General features: G+C 38.3%; 12 protein-coding genes and 1 tRNA gene. 3 read left to right on the plus strand and 10 right to left on the minus strand.

All coding sequences use genetic code 11. The annotated features are described in order from the left end of the window. Window positions 1-145: 145 nt before the first annotated feature. Entirely contained in the window at window positions 146-1,165 is a 1,020-nt protein-coding gene (locus FJR04_RS15905; RefSeq protein WP_168496469.1) for a hypothetical protein, read from the plus strand. 142 nt (window positions 1,166-1,307) lie between these two features. Here FJR04_RS15905 and smc read toward each other — a convergent pair whose 3' ends face one another. From smc to FJR04_RS15930, 5 genes are all read right to left on the minus strand, one after another. Then, complete coding sequence (gene smc, locus FJR04_RS15910; protein ID WP_168496471.1) at window positions 1,308-4,964, minus strand: chromosome segregation protein SMC; 3,657 nt, start codon at window positions 4,962-4,964, stop codon at window positions 1,308-1,310. 199 nt (window positions 4,965-5,163) lie between these two features. Beyond that, window positions 5,164-5,251: transfer RNA gene (locus FJR04_RS15915), tRNA-Ser, on the minus strand. A gap of 146 nt (window positions 5,252-5,397) precedes the next feature. Next, a complete protein-coding gene (gene crtB, locus FJR04_RS15920; RefSeq protein ID WP_168496473.1) occupies window positions 5,398-6,330 on the minus strand; it encodes a 15-cis-phytoene synthase CrtB in 933 nt (310 codons plus the stop codon). Further along, window positions 6,314-7,753 (minus strand): 15-cis-phytoene desaturase, encoded by a 1,440-nt coding sequence (gene pds, locus FJR04_RS15925; RefSeq protein ID WP_168496475.1) that lies wholly within the window; start codon window positions 7,751-7,753, stop codon window positions 6,314-6,316. The genes crtB and pds overlap by 17 nt, the downstream gene beginning before the upstream one ends. A 128-nt stretch (window positions 7,754-7,881) precedes the next feature. Continuing rightward, complete coding sequence (locus FJR04_RS15930) at window positions 7,882-8,121, minus strand: hypothetical protein (protein WP_168496477.1); 240 nt, start codon at window positions 8,119-8,121, stop codon at window positions 7,882-7,884. A 369-nt stretch (window positions 8,122-8,490) separates the two neighbouring features. Here FJR04_RS15930 and FJR04_RS15935 point away from each other — a divergent pair, with 369 nt between their 5' ends. Both FJR04_RS15935 and FJR04_RS15940 read left to right on the plus strand, forming a co-directional pair. Continuing rightward, window positions 8,491-9,687 carry a septal ring lytic transglycosylase RlpA family protein gene (locus FJR04_RS15935; RefSeq protein ID WP_168496479.1) on the plus strand — a complete coding sequence of 399 codons (1,197 nt, stop codon included), beginning with the start codon at window positions 8,491-8,493 and terminating at the stop codon, window positions 9,685-9,687. Window positions 9,688-9,959: 272 nt separating this feature from the next. Then, complete coding sequence (locus FJR04_RS15940; RefSeq protein WP_168496481.1) at window positions 9,960-11,045, plus strand: glycoside hydrolase family 3 protein; 1,086 nt, start codon at window positions 9,960-9,962, stop codon at window positions 11,043-11,045. Window positions 11,046-11,190: 145 nt separating this feature from the next. On the opposite strand, the gene FJR04_RS15945 is transcribed toward FJR04_RS15940, so the two are convergent. From FJR04_RS15945 to FJR04_RS15965, 5 genes are all read right to left on the minus strand, one after another. After that, window positions 11,191-12,900 carry an AAA family ATPase gene (locus tag FJR04_RS15945; protein WP_168496483.1) on the minus strand — a complete coding sequence of 570 codons (1,710 nt, stop codon included), beginning with the start codon at window positions 12,898-12,900 and terminating at the stop codon, window positions 11,191-11,193. Between the two features lie 168 nt (window positions 12,901-13,068). Next, the gene (locus tag FJR04_RS15950; protein WP_168496484.1) at window positions 13,069-13,482 is read right to left on the minus strand and encodes a PIN domain-containing protein; all 414 of its coding nucleotides are present in this window, start codon (window positions 13,480-13,482) and stop codon (window positions 13,069-13,071) included. Further along, window positions 13,482-13,703: a hypothetical protein gene (locus FJR04_RS15955; RefSeq protein WP_168496486.1), complete on the minus strand. Its 222-nt coding sequence runs from the start codon at window positions 13,701-13,703 to the stop codon at window positions 13,482-13,484. Before FJR04_RS15955 ends, FJR04_RS15950 begins: the two co-directional genes overlap by 1 nt. Before the next feature lie 251 nt (window positions 13,704-13,954). Beyond that, the gene (locus tag FJR04_RS15960; protein WP_168496488.1) at window positions 13,955-14,716 is read right to left on the minus strand and encodes an SDR family oxidoreductase; all 762 of its coding nucleotides are present in this window, start codon (window positions 14,714-14,716) and stop codon (window positions 13,955-13,957) included. Window positions 14,717-14,804: 88 nt separating this feature from the next. Next, window positions 14,805-15,593, minus strand: coding sequence for a nuclear transport factor 2 family protein (locus FJR04_RS15965; RefSeq protein ID WP_168496490.1), 789 nt, complete (start codon window positions 15,591-15,593; stop codon window positions 14,805-14,807). Between the last annotated feature and the right edge of the window lie 361 nt (window positions 15,594-15,954).

Below are 15,954 nucleotides of genomic sequence, written 5' to 3' on the forward strand. Positions count from 1 at the left end.
GATGGATTTATTAACTAATAAATATCTTCATTTTATTCAAATTTTTTTAAAAAATATGCTAATTTTTCGGCGATAACCAACGTAAGATAATAACACTAAATACTCTATAATTTACCAATTACAACTAATGTACAAAGGTGGAATTATGACTACAGAAAAAAAGGGATCTTTCTATTATGCGTTAGATGAAGAAGGTAATAAAATACCACCTACTCCAAGAGTAAAAGCTACCTGTCCTTGCTGTGGAACGGAAGTATATGCTGCTTGTGGCAAGATAATAAAACATCATTGGAGGCACAAAAACACCTCTGATTCACATTGTGATGAGTGGTATGATATGACTCTTTGGCATTTACAATGGCAAGAGTTATTTCCTGTTGAATCCAGGGAAGTAGTCATGCAAAAAGGTGAGATAAGACACCGTGCAGATGTAAAAATTGGCAATTTAATCATTGAATTTCAGCATTCCAGTTTAAGCAACCCGAAAGTAAAGGAAAGAGAGCTTTTTTATGGTTGCGATGCTAATAAAATTATTTGGATTATTGATGCTACTAATAATCGTGTGTTTGATTGGTGGATAGAATATTTAAAAACAGAAAAATTAAGACCTATTTTTATAGTAGATAAAGAGAGTAATATTTATTTTCAAACAGAAGGTTACGTTGATATTCCCTTGATTTGTAATATTAATGAATTACCAAAAGGTCTTGTCGTCAACCCAGAATATCCTACTTTTATTGATTTAGGTGAATATATTGCTTGTCCTCTGGAAAAAATTACATACGAAATGACTAGAACAATTTACTCTAACAAGTGGGGACATCGCAAAAAACGGTCAAAAAAAGAAATGTCGGAATATGACCAAGATTTTATTTATGCTCAAGATTTTATTCTTGTAAAAAAGAATGATTTTGTTAAAATAATCTACGATATACCGACAGAATTAGATTCTTTTAAAAGTATGAAAATATGTGATGAAGAGGCATTGAACAGAAGGGAGTATTGCAAAGAAGAAAGAAAAAAATTTCTTATCAAAATGATGGAAGAACACGAAGATTACGCTAGTCGAACAATGGATGAAATGGAAGAAATATATATGAAATATATTGTAAAACAACAAGGAAAGAAAAAAATGCAGGAAAATTTAAGAAGATTTCCTTTGTAAAATTTGTTTTGTATAAGGGGAAATACCTTTTATAAAGCAAGCAAAAAGCGATACTTTTTTACGAGATACTACGTATTATCTGATGTAGAGTTAAGAGCGATCGCATTACAATTATATATCCTACGCAATCCTGCGGAATGCTTCAATGGTCAGATGATTGTAATTTAATACCCAAAACTTGAGTATAAGCGCCTCTAGCTTGAGTTACACCAATTGTCCGCTGTGCTGATTCTATCATCGGACGGCGCAAACTCACTACAATAAACTGTGCCTGTTCTGCCTGTTGTTTAATCATTCTCGCTAATCGTTCCACATTTGACCCATCTAGAAACATATCAACTTCATCAAAGGCATAAAATGGAGATGGACGATAACGTTGTAGGGAAAATATAAAACTTAATGCAGTTAAGGATTTCTCTCCCCCAGACATGGAAGCTAAACGTTGTACAGGCTTACCTTTCGGGTGTGCGACTAGGTTTAAGCCACTGTTAAAAGGATCTTCGGGATTATCTAGTTGTAAATAACCGTCACCATCGGAAAGGATAGCAAAAATTGATTGGAAATTTTCGTTTACTGCGTCGAAGGCTTCTTTAAATGCTTTTTGACGGAGGGTGGTAAAGTTTTCAATTCTTAATAATAATTCTGTTCGTTCACCTTCCAACGTCTCTAATTTTTCCGTAAGTTCTTGGAGACGACCTTGGACTTTATCGTATTCTTCCAAAGCTAACATATTCACAGGTTCCATTGCCTGTAAACGTTTGCCTATAGTCCGCAATTCTTTTTGTAAGTCTTCTAAATCAACTTTATTGGGAACTTCTGGTAAAGGACTGGGTAATTCTGCACCTAAATCTCGCAATTGAGTTTGGAGTGCTGTTAAATCTTCCCGGCGTTTTTGTTGAGTTTCTTGCAGTTTCTCAATTTCCCATTGTAATTGTTGTTGACGCAATAAGAGCGATCGCAATTCTGTTTCTGCTGTATCTCGGTTCTTTTTCTCTTCCCCTAAATTCTCTTCCAGTTTCCGCAAATTAGCTTGCATTGCGGTAATTAAATTATTCAATTCTTCAACTTGACTATTAACTGTTGCTTGTTGCTGTTTTCCTGTCGTTTCTTCTTGTTGATATTGAATAATTCGCGCTTGAGATTCTTCTATTTTTTCTTGTAATCGTTGTTGTTGATTTTCGAGATTTTTTAATTGTTGTTGAACATCTCGTAATGCAGTTTCTCGTTGTTGTAATTCCTGTTCTTGGTTTTTAATGATAGCTTGGATTTGTTGCCATTCGCTGGGGGTTTGGGAAGATTCCAACTCAGCTAAAGTATGTCTTAATTGTTGTAATTGAATTTCTTGATTCGGTAATTCCCGATCTAAAATTTCTAACCGCGATTGTGCAGATGTGAATTTTTCGGTATTTTGGGAAAGTTGAGCGCGGGTATTTTCTAACTGCGTTGTTAAACTCTTAATGTCTTTCTTTAACTGCTCTAAATATAACTGTTGTTCTCTGCGGACTTGACGTGCTTCCGTCAATTCTAGGGAAAGAGTTTTAGTGCGACTTGCTAAAGTAGAAATTGCTTCTCCACAACGTTCTAAAATCCGATCAATATCTATTAAGCGAGTTTTTAAATTAGCGACTTCCTGGGATTCCCCTGTTTCACCGTGATCAAATCGCAAAGATGAACGTTGATTACCGCTACCACCAGTCATTGCCCCGCTAGTTTCTAATAATTCCCCTTGTAACGTGACTATACGATACAATCCCATGTTTTTCCGAGCTTGGGCAAGAGTAGCAAATACCACCGTTGCGCCAAAAACATAGGCAAATACATCATGATAACGGCGATCGCATTCTACCAAATCTACCGCATAACTCACAAAACCATCAGCTAAACGCAGAGTTGCATCTTGGGTAAACTTAGGTACTTTAATTTTATTTAAAGGTAGAAAAGTTGCTCTCCCTGCCCGTTTTTGTTTCAACAGTTCAATTCCCGCCGATGCCACACTATCATCGTCAACAACAATATGCCCTAAACGTCCACCAGCAGCCATTTCCAGTGCTAATTGATGTTTAGGTTCAACCTTACCCAACTGCACCACCAAACCGCACAAACCCGGCATTTCTGACTGTAAAATTACCTTACTAGCTTGTGTTCCTTGTATCTCTTGTTGCGCTTGCGTCTGTGCCTCTAACTTATCTAATTGACGTTGTTTGTCCCGTTGTTCTTGTAAAAGCCGCTTTTGGGTATCTTGTTGAATTTGTAACTCTTGTTCCGTCGCAGCCAGATTTTCGGCTAAATTCTGAATTGGTTGGGTAGAAGCATTAAATTCTGTTTCCAAACTCACACATTCAGCTTGTTTTTGAGCTAATTCCGGTTCTAAAGTTGCAATTAATTGAGATTGTTCAGAAATCAATTGTTGTAATTGAGTATTCCGTTCCTGTAACTGCGCTTGTTCAGTGCGTTGAGGTTCAAGAATATGTAGCAAAGATTCAATTTGCCGATTCAAAGCCGTTTGTTGTTGTACCCAAGCTTCCGAAGCTGAAGCAATTTCCGCAGCAGCTTGACGAGAAGATTCTAAATTTTCTTGAGCCTTATCTCTTTCTATTTGTAGAGACGTTCCATGGAACGTCTCTACATTATGACTTTTTTTAGCTTCCTCTAAAGCAAGTTGATATTGTTGAATTTCTTGATCAGTTTGATTTAAACGCCTTGTAGATTCTTGGATAGATGCTTCTAACTCTCGTTGTTGACGTTGGAGTTGTTTCCGTTCCGCTTCTTGAGTAGCGAGATTTGATTGAACAGAAAGAAGTTCCTCCTCACCCAAAGCCTTAACACGGAGATTTAGCTGTTCTAATTCAGTAGTTTTCTGATTAATTTGGGAATTAATTGTTAATAATTCATTAGTAAAATCACTATAACTGCGATCGCCATCTTGAACTTCTGCAACCAGCTTTTCCTGCCGTAATTGCAGAGAACGCCAAGATAAAACCGCTTCCCAGGATTGTTTTTGAATAAATTCAATTCGCAATAATTGATACTTTTCCGCCTTAGCCTTGTCCTGAGATAGGCGATCGCATTGTACACTTAACTCAGTCTGAATAATGCGACAACTATCCTCCTTATCCTTCACCTCATCCAAAGTAGACTTAGCTTGGACAATCTTCCGATCATAAGTCGCCACCCCAGCCAACTCATCAATAATTTCCCGACGTTCCCGCGCATTCATCGAGATAATGCTAGTAACATCACCCTGCAAAACCACATTATAACCTTCAGGATAAATCCGTAACTCCTCCAACTGTTCATGTAACTCAGTCAGAGTAGAAGCCACACCATTAATATAATAATTTGACGTATACCCCCCCTGCTGAGACACCCGCAAACGGCGAGTCACACTCCAATCTGTTGGGGACTGGGAATCATTTTTCTCCCTTTGCGCCTTTGCGCCTTTGCGTGAGACATCCGAATTTGGATTTTCTTCCGTCTCCCCTACTTCCTCCCCTTCCTCCCTCTGTGCCTCTGCGCCTCTGCGAGAGACATCCGAAATATCAAAAGTCACAGTTACACTAGCTTCCAGCGCCGAACGTCCCTTATGTTTTTGAGCATTATTCACCAAATCCGGTAAACGTTCCGCCCGCATACCCTTAGAACTAGCCAGTCCCAAACAAAACAGCAAAGCATCAAGAATATTGGACTTCCCAGAACCATTAGGACCAGATATGACAGTACACCCCGGTAGCAAAGGGACAGAAGTAGTCCCGCCGAAGGATTTAAAATTGGTAAGTTCAACGCGCTTGACGTATACCATGAGGCACTGGTTAACTATGATCTGGGTTAAGTAAACAAGTGTACCAATTATTTATCCTTTCGTGGCTAGGAAGGAGAGAAAAACACCAAAACCTAATTTCCGGAAATTGGCAAAAATATATAATATAAGACTAAAAATGAGTTAATGCTTGGGGTGAAGCAGTAACTTCAGATTAACAAAATCTTTGCAAATAATTCAACGGAGAGGGGGGGATTCGAACCCCCGAAGGGATATAATCCCTTAACAGATTAGCAATCTGCCGCTTTCGACCACTCAGCCACCTCTCCAGGCTATGAAAAATAATCATAGCAGAGGTTTTTATGTTTGTCAATAGTTATTTTATGAATAAATCGAGTGGTTATTACCAACTGACCAATGACCAATGACCAATGACCAATGACCAATAAGCATTGACCATTGACCACTGACCAATTTATAACACTTGCGATCGCATCCAAGCGGCTGGCAAGGTGCGTAACTTTTTCCATTGGGGAACATAAGCTCGCTGACTGAACACATCATAATCATTGCGCTCAATCATTTCTAAAATCTGCTCATACAGCATAGATGCAGCCCAAACAGGCCACCGTGCATCAGCAGCGAGGTAGGTAATACCTTTATCTGCCTGAGTATAGAATTGCCGGGCGCGATCAATTTGAAATTTCATTAATGAACGCCATCTATCATCTACTACGCCTTTCAAACAGTCTTGTTCGGTGTAATTAAATCTAGACAAATCCTCTTGGGGGATATAGATCCTGCCTCGACGTGCATCTTCACCAACATCGCGGAGAATATTAGTGAGTTGGTTGGCAATTCCCAGAGCGATCGCTTCTTCTATAGGAAGATAGGGTTGTTGGCTTTGATACCAAGGGGCGGTATAGATATTATTATCTATGCCCATAATTGTGGTGGACATCAAGCCGACAGTCCCCGCTACTCGGTAGCAGTAGAGGTATAAATCCTCGAAAGTTTCATAGCGACTGCGATACAAATCCATGCGCTGACCGGCAATCATATCCCGAAAGGGCTGAATGTCTAACGGAAAGCGTTGGAGAGTATCTACTAACGCTAGATCATAATTATCCAAGGGGCATCCCGCAAAAATCGCCTCCAGTTGCTTTTCCCATAGGTCTAGGGTTTCTGGCGTGGTGATAGCAGATGCAGGACCATCCACTAATTCATCTGTACGGCGACACCAGGCATAAATTGCCCAGACAGATTGACGCTTGGCCGGACTCATCAACATTGTACCTAAGTAAAAAGTCTTAGCGTACTTAGCTGTAAGTTCCCGACAAAGGTTGTATGACTCATCTATAGAGACCAGCGTTTTCATGCGCGGCGGGGAATCAGGCAGTTGCAGCATTCTTGACAGGCGATCGTGTTGGCGTTTGCAGGTTAGAGGAATTTGCTACCGTCAGTGCTTGAGATATCGCCTGCGCTGTTAGTTTACCAGAAAGTACAGCCCCTTCCATGCTGGCTAGATAGCGTTGCATAGTATAATCCCCAGTCAAATAGAAGTTAGAAATGGGGGTTTGCTGTGAGGGACGGTACTGCTGACGACCGGGGGTAGCTTTGTAAACTGAACGCGGTGTTTTCACCACATGATATTTCAGCATTTTTGTAGGATTATCTTCCCCAAAATGTTGAGGAAAGAGTTTTTCTAACTCGGAAATAGTCGCAGCGACAATTTCTTCATCAGATTTAGATATCCAATCGGCTGCCGGTGCTAGAACTAATTCCAGCATGGAACGGTCAGAATTGGCATATTCACGGCAAGTATTACTCATATCAGCATAAACGCTGAGGAGAGGCGATCGCGAAAATAGCAGATGATCAATATCAGTTAATTTGCGGTCAAACCACAAATGGACATTAATTACTGGTACACCTTCTAAACCGTTTAATTTTTGGAAAAAGGGCATTTCTTGCCAAGAACTTGGCAAAATCGGCTTTAATGGATCAACTGGTAAGGCAGATACATAGACATCGGCTGTAAATATCTCATCTTCTGCCCCATTTAAGCCTCGCAGCAGGAATCCTTTTACAGTTCCATCCTCATTGAGTAAAATCTCTTTCAAAGGCGCATTGAGAAGAACTTCACCACCGCCTTCAGTAATGTGATCTATGATTGGCTGACACAATCTTTCTGTCGGTGAACCATCGAGAAAAGCCATTTTTGAGCCGTTTTTCTCTTGCAGAAACCGATTCAAGGCAGTTAGTAAGATGGTGGCAGAAATTTCTTCTGGATTAATGAAGTTTAAGGCTTTTGACATAGCAATGAAAACTTCTTTTTCTACTCTGGGGGGGATGTTTTGCTTTTGCAACCACTCCCGCCAAGAATATTTATCCATTTCTTCAACGTACTGTTGCCCTTTGAGGATGGCAGGTAATAAACCAATCCCAAAACTGATTTTTTCTGGCCATGTCAGCATATCGTTGTTTCTCAGAATAGCGATAACACCATTAATAGGTGCTGGCAAATCTGGAAAATCAAATCGGCTGTATGTCCCTGGCGCTTCAGGCTGATTGAAGATCATTGTGTGTTCTTTCCACTGCAATCGATCTTCAATGTTCAATTCTTTGAATAACTGCAACATATTGGGATAAGCCCCAAAAAAAATGTGCAGTCCTGTCTCGTACCAGTCACCATCGGCATCCTTCCATGCAGCCACTTTGCCACCCACTACGTCCCGGCGCTCCAAGACAATGGGGGTGTGACCTAGATCGGTTAGATATTTTGCACAGGAAAGTCCTGCTAGACCCGCGCCCGCGATAGCTACTCGCATTTAAACCTACTATTCTTCAATATTTCTTAACTGTTTTCTCGTTCTCATTATACGTTGCAATCCGTTACATTTCGCGCTTCAGGTATGATTGCTTCCCAAAAAATTCCGAAAATCCACCTCTGAGGATGTCATGCCATACTGCTCGGTTCAGACTCGAAAATTTGTGCCTTGGCTGTGGAAAAGCTTAAAGGGTAAAGGTTAAAGGTTTTTGTTTTCGCCTTTTCCCTTTCTTCTTTCTCTCTTTTTTGATCAGTATTGGTATGTAATTTATCTCCAAATTCGGTACGGCGATTAACATAAATTTTTGCCAATTTCCATGATCTGTTACCGCCGATAAAAATATTTTGTGTACTTTTTTGACTCGACATCTATCTGTGTATCTTTTCTTTTAATTGCTTGTTAGCAATATAAGATTTGGTTTTTGACTTACGTATCTATACATAAAATGACTATTTTTTCTGTAAAATAAATAGCAAAAACTTTTGGGAATCATAAGAAAAAACGATGGGAATATTAGTAATAGTTGTAAACTAGATTTAAAACTTTTATGAATTTAAGTATCCATTCCAGGATATGATGATCCCTAAGGGTTTAATCATCATTAAATCTGAAATCTTATAGATATCCTTGAATTCCAAAAAAAGTTTGTTTGTTGTTTAATAAAACAAAAATCTTTCTAACCAACCTACTGCTGAATTTATTAGGGATTGTGCATCTACCTGGAGAATAACTAAACTATGATATCAACAGTCATACTATGGGTGACATCCCTCACGGGTGGTACTTTGGTGTTGACGGCGAATTTACCACTGGGTTTAATAGCCGCATTTTCTCCAACACAATTGACAACCAACTTATTCAAATCACATGATCGACTTGTAAACATTGCTAAACAAAATAAAATTGCTTGGCAAAAAAACCTAATATCAAAAAATCTATTGAGATTTGATTGGATAAACAGACGATTAACATCACATCAAAATCCGCCCGTTGCTCCACTTTCAACAACATTGGCAGCAAAAGAAACAAAGTTTTGTGCCGCTGTGCCAGAAAATATACCGACACAATCTCACTTGAAAAATGTGAGTGTTTCTAAACTAGATTTCTCACCATCTACTGTTGTGCGATCGCTCCAAAGTTTCTTTAATGTGATCAATAATCCCGTTGATCAAAATGGAAGCTACGATTATTCACCCGTGTTGATTGTCAAGCGTAGTTTATACAATTATGAAGTATGGGTTAACAATAGCTTTGTTGCTCAACTTCCTGATCAATTCACGGCTCAAGCTTTACAAAAACGCTTACAGCAATTAGTTACATCCCCAACTATACAACCTACACAATTAGAACCAGGTTTAGTTGATAAAACTCCCTCGATTATGGTAGGTAATCGGTTGCTATTTGCAATTGATCAAAAACTCGCAAACCAGCTTGGCCGTAGCGGTGATATTTTAGCTATTGAATGGACTAACAATCTCCGCAAAGCCCTTCACACCAATCCTCTCACACTGGTGCAAGGACAAATGGAAATGTATGGATTACAGTCCTCACCAACCAAACTTTCTGGTTTAGCTTCGTGGTATGGTGGCTATTTTCATGGTCGGTTAACAGCAAATGGTGAGAGATATAATCAAGACGATCTGACAGTTGCCCATCGTACTTTACCTTTTAATACCTACTTGAAAGTTACAAATTTAGAAAACAATAAATCCGTGATTGTGCGGGTTAATGATCGCGGTCCTTATATTTCACCAAGAAGTTTAGACTTATCACGAAAAGCGGCTCGTTGTCTAGAAAGTGAACATACAGGAGTCGTAGCTTATCAAGCCGTAATTTTGCAACAAAATGCCCCCCAAATGACCTTAAAATCATCTCAACCACAAACTGAAGACATGGCTAATGCCAAAAGTGAGTTATTAGTTTCTTACTTTTAGTAGGTAGCAATAAATATCATCCTCATCTCCCTGAATTCTTAAAGAAGTCAGGGACATCTCTATTGAGTGTTTGAGATTTAATTAAGTTGATATACTTACAGAAGGATTCGTAGGGGCGAAGCATTCGGAAAATAAACTTGAGAAAAAACCGATAATTTATCGCCCGAATGCTTCGCCCGTATAGGTTTCAATTTATATTCTGTAACTCATTTGCTGTAACTTTGAAGAATAAAGTCTTTTCTAATTTATCCTGATATTTAGCTCACAAAATTATGTCAATATCTCCACAATTACAAAGCTTTGGTAATCACTTAATTTTGGGTATTTCTGGTACAACCTTAAACGATGATGATAAACGGGCGCTAAATGAATTAAAACCCATTGGGGTGATCTTTTTTGCGAAAAACTTTCTTGACGGTGTACCATATCCCGTTTGGTTAGAAAAGTTTAAAAACCTCATTGATGAAGTTCGCCAATATACTGAACGCGACTCCATATTTACCACTTTAGATCATGAAGGTGGGCGAGTTGTGCGGACACCTTTACCAATTACCCGGTTTCCTCATGCTTATTTATTGCGATCGCACTCTTATGAAGTTGCAAAAGCCACAGCATTAGAATTAAAATCACTGGGAATTAATCTTTCTTGGTCCCCGGTTGCGGATATTTTCTCTAATCCCCAAAACCCGATTATTGGACCCCGTGCGTTTGGAATTACACCAGAAACCGCTAGTCAAGGTGTGCGGGAATATTACCGAGGATTGCGGGAAGAGGGAATTTTAGGTTCTGCTAAACACTTTCCTGGCCATGGAGATACTAGCACAGATTCCCATTTGGAGTTACCAATATTAAATTTGAGTTGGGAAGATTTGCGAAATCGGGAATTGATTCCTTTTCAAACATTAATTCAGGACAAAATTCCGTTAATTATGACGGCGCATATTTTGTTTCCACAAATTGACCCAGAAGTGCCAGCAACGTTATCTAAAATCATTTTAAATGATATTTTGCGGAAAGAGTTGGGTTTTGAAGGTGTGATAGTTTCCGATGATTTAGATATGAAAGCTGTATCGGAAATGTTTATGCGATCGGGAACTGTTGCGCGCGCTTTTCATGCGGGTTGTGATTTATTTATTGTTTCTCGAAATATCAATTCTTCTTCTTTGGAAAGAACATATAAAATTGCTGAAGATTTTTCTGCTAGTTTGAATAATGGTAGTTTAGATATATCAGTTGTAGAAGCTGCGCGGGAGAGGGTAGAAAAGTTATTGCAGGTAACTCCTCAATATCCGGTTTCGACTCTTGATAAGGAGACGTTGGTGAAAAATGCGGAATTAGCTATTAGTTGTTGTTTGTGAGCAGTATTGAGAGGAGTTGGGGATGGGAGGGGTGAATTATAACTAATACAAAGTTTATTTGTCGTGGGCAAGCAGGTATAATCTTCCCAGCCTTTTCAATTTCATATTTTCGTCTGAGTAAAGTTATATTCCCATTTTGTAACTGTTATTTATTTTCAACATTAAGCTGTTTACAGCGACACGCCCAATGCTTACCTTGACTTCCTAATGGCTCAATCCATCTAAAACATTTGTTACAACGTATATGCCAAAATAGTTGAAGTACAGCCTCTGCAAACAATTGAACCTCTTGTGTAGAGACTGATCTAGCCCATTCATTGTAATGGGCACCTACAAGATTTCTCAGATGCAGCCATTTATCAACTTCTTCAACTGCACTCTTTAAATTAGTTTTTTTAAGAATTTTGGATATACCAGGCCAAAGATCACCAAGAGTATATTTATCTTCTTTTTTGCGAATAACAGAGGTGGGTAATATCCAACTGAGTTTATTGCATAACTCTTCTAATAATATTCCTGCTTGTGAACAAATGCTGATAGCTTCACCACGATCAATGGCTTCTAGCAATAAGTAATCAATATCTTTAGATGTGTTAAATACAGTAGGACCATCTTTATAGTTCCACCTAATAATTTCACTTTCTATAAATTGATGACTATTTCTACGAAATAAATCACACAATTGACTTTTCCATAATCTATCATGTGCTGTAATAATTAATTGCCAGTCAGAGAATTCCTTTAGTATATAATCGGTAATAGACACCCTTATTGTTGAATCTACACTCTGCAAAACATTATCTAGTATTAAAACTTTTGACTGTCCCCTCTCAGCTGATTCTTTAATAAGAGAGAGGAATACGAGAAGGACTAATAAATCTAAGTTTGCTTCACTAAAAATTTGATGAGGTGAGCAAATTATTCCATTATTTAAATGAATCTCAATTGATAATGATACTGCTGTCATATCTCCACACAACAGTTTTATTTGATTTACAAAATTACACTTTGATATGTTCTGAAAGGATTCAGTAATCCTCTTTTCTGTATTTATTAGTAAGTCTTTAATAATTGACTCTCTTGCGCTTCTTTTTTCATAATCTTGAATTTCTTTTTGCCGCTTCTCAATTATTTTTAATTCTTTGTTGATTTTACGTATCTGTTTAACAATGCTATGTGTAATTGGATCAACGTGAACCACATTTCCTTTTTGAAGGTTACTCCGATCTTTTCTTGTTAGACCGCCATAAATTTTCTCACGAGCAAAATTATTAAAATCTTTTTCTCCTAAAGGTATAATTTCTGTAGCAACTTGAATTCTTGTAGCCAAAGATTCTGCAAGCTTTCGTCTTTTATTTTTATTGGCAATTCTTTGTTCTTGAAGAGTTAAATCTTGATCATCAGACATTCCACTATGTCGAATTTCATCTTTAATGTCATCACTCGTAAAGCGATAATTAAAAAAAATAAGTTGGCGTTTTTCATCTGGAGTATTTAAAAAACGTAAAATATCAGCCCTACGCAATACAAAAGGAGCAATATAAAAATCTTCGTCCCGCTCTCTTTGGATCTGCAATTTTGTATTTACTACTCTTCCATTGGCTAAAGTTATTTGCACAGAAGGTTTATTTTTGCCAAACAGTGATCGTATAGCTGTTATTTTTCTATCTTTTCCAATTTCTTTTTGTAAAGCAAACTGAATTGCATCAACTACACTAGATTTTCCTGTGCCATTATCACCAAATAAAATTAATGAATGTGGACTGTCATCAAATGTTGATTTAAAATCCATTATTAATTGTGTTGATATACCTCTGAAATTTTCGATTGAAACTTTAGCAATCTTTGTAGCCATATATTTTTGAAAATGACGTTATGTGCTTATTCTTTAAACTTTAACTTCTAAGTATTCTAGCAGGATTCTACACTTGTAGCACCTTGTCAACCTCTTAAAAATGTCAAAAATTTAAGGCGTTAGGGTAGCTTACTATAGATATTATTTCTTGTGAAGATTGTGCGATATTCATTCACTAGAGATGTTACTGAACTCCGCAGGTAACATCACTGAAATTTCCGAACCTACAAATCCAGATACATCACGAGTTACAATGATATCTACCATAGATGTTATCGCACAAGCATATTGCACAGCATCCTCAAAATCTTGAAAATTTAAAGATATTGCTTGTTCTAAAATATTTCTATCAACCGTGCAAATGTGTAAATCCGTGAGAATCTGAGAGATTGCATCTTGAGCAACTGTTATACCTGCGGCTTTACGAATAATATAATAAATATTAGTAATTGTAGTAGCAGCAATAAACCCCACGATTTCACCAGCATCAATTTTTGCAAATAGCCTAACAGCATCATCCACAAAAGGCTCTCGTTCAAGTAAAAAATCAAGAACGACATTCGTATCAATAAAAACTCGCATTACTTGTATTTGTCAGTTAAATAAGTAACATAATCTGCAACAACATTTTCATGATTTGAAATATCTGTACCTTTAGCAATACCCCGCAGTCGGGACAAATTACCTTTTTTTAATGCTGATTGACTTTCTTGTTGTAATGATTCTAACAGGGTTTGTACCAATTGCCAGCGTTGACTCGTTGGTAATTTCAGCACTTGTTTTTCTAATTCGTGTAATGTCATAAGAAGACATATAAATTTATTTCACTTTTAATTATACAGCAGATTTCATCTGAGTGAGGTACACTAATAGCGGGTAGGATGCCAGCACCACAAGAGTTTTATTTTGAATTCAAATACTTGTTAAGTTAGTTGTTGGTGGGATGATGAAATTGTGGTTGTCTAAATCAGGTGGTTATCGAGCGAAGTCGAGATAATATCCAGGATTTTAGGATTTTCAGGATGTTTTTTTTATTTGGTGGTTGTCTGAATTTTTATGTTTTCCGATTAACTAATGTAGCACTGGCTTGATCAACTGGCATAAGTACCACTTCGTTAATATTAACGTGGGTTGCTCTGGTAGCACAGAAAAATATGACATCAGCTACATCATCAGGAGTTAATGGTTGCAGTCCTTGATAAACTTTTTTAGCCCGTTCTGTATCACCATGAAAGCGGACATCACTAAATTCTGTTTCAACCATGCCAGGATCAACAGAAGTGACACGCAGGGGCGTTCCTATGAGGTCTTGTTTTAAACCTTCGGAAATAGCTCTAACTGCGGCTTTTGTGCCACAGTAGACGTTACCACCGGGGTAGGTTTGGTGTCCAGCTATCGAACCGATATTGATAACATGACCATGATTCCGCTCAACCATTCCTGGGACAATATAACGGGTGAGGTAAAGCAAACCTTTGATATTAGTATCAATCATTTCGTCCCAGTCTTGAAAGTCGCCTTCATGTAATTTATTTAAACCGCGACTTAAACCGGCGTTGTTGATGAGAATGTCAATATTTGACCATGCAGAGGGTAAGTTAACAATAGCAGATTCGACAGATGGGCGATCGCATACATCAAGTTGCAATAAATGGATTTTGTCAGATCCAATATCTAAGGAATCAGCTAATTGCTGTAACCGTTCCCACCGTCGCGCAGCTAAAATCAGTTTTGCACCGGCATTAGCAAAAATTTTGGCACAAGCAGCACCAATACCGCTACTTGCACCAGTAATGAAAACAATTTGGTTTTCCATAAAGAAGTATTCACAGAGAAAGAGTGAGGAATTTAACATCAAAAGTCAGAAGTCAAATTGCTTTTCACAATTGACAACTGACAACTGACTATTTTTTCACTATTTGTAACCGTTGAGTGATGATTGTCATATCGTCTCCTCTGCGAATTACGGCGGAAATCCACTGAGTACCGGGTTTTGCAGGTGCGCGGCCTATTTTGAAGAGTCCCCCAGCATTGAGAAATTCTAAATTTACGGTTGTGGGGGTGAGAAACTTATTAGCTTGAATGGGTTCTTCTATGGCTTTTCCTAAAAGAATATCCTGACCTAATGGTTCTTGCACAATGGCATCAAAGCTATATTTTTCACCAACTTTTACCTGTTGTGGTAATCGAATATCTACTTGGGGTGCTTTACTTCCAGTTGTTAGTTGTGTACGTTCAGATAAAATATCTTGACGCACGATTTTTGAGCCTGTGACTCGTTGACGGGATTTAATTGTAGACTGGAGAGTTAGATTATTGCTGTTTGGTGAGGGTACACCACTAATACTCGTAACTGTTTCGGCAATAATTGTATTACCTTCCGATTTCCAAGATTCTAGGCGCGTAGTGTAACGCAGTTGAGGATATCGCTTCCACAGTCCTGTTAAAGCTTGTTCCATGCCTTTGCGGTTTAATCCGTCGCCATGGGTAAATGTAGGACTGTAGAATTGCATTACACCGTTGACATTACGTTGATTAGCGGCGTTGTCAATCTGACTGAGGAGATTAGTAAGTCCAGCGGGTGCATTTTGGGGTTTATTTGCTTGAGCAATCTGCCAAGTGCTTGATAAACTCATTGTCAGCAAACAGGAAAACAGGGAAATACCAACGGATAATACTTTGTTACGTTTCATAAGACCTTGCGGTAAGTGGGAAACTCAGCGTCTTTAGACCTGAGAGGGAAGCGGCACGAGCGATTTTAATCGCCGTGGTCTTTGTCTTTGTGTTAAGATGTGGTTGTGAGTAGGAATAACTGTCTACGTGTTGAGACATCCTAGTATCGGAGAAATCCCGGCTCCCATGAAACAACGGTTAGGTTTAAGTCCTAACGACAGTATGACAAGAAAGAGCGAGCAATGGCAGGTTGTGGAGCGTACCGTATCTTGGCTGAGTGATGGACTCTGAAAGCACCAAAATGATAAAAGTAGCTAGAAACCTAAGCTAGACTTAGGATGACTAGGTAGACGGCGTTTGACGGTCGTAACGAGAATTAGA

The sequence above is a fragment of the Anabaena sp. UHCC 0204 genome (genome assembly GCF_009711975.1).
In the GTDB taxonomy this organism is placed as follows: domain Bacteria; phylum Cyanobacteriota; class Cyanobacteriia; order Cyanobacteriales; family Nostocaceae; genus Dolichospermum.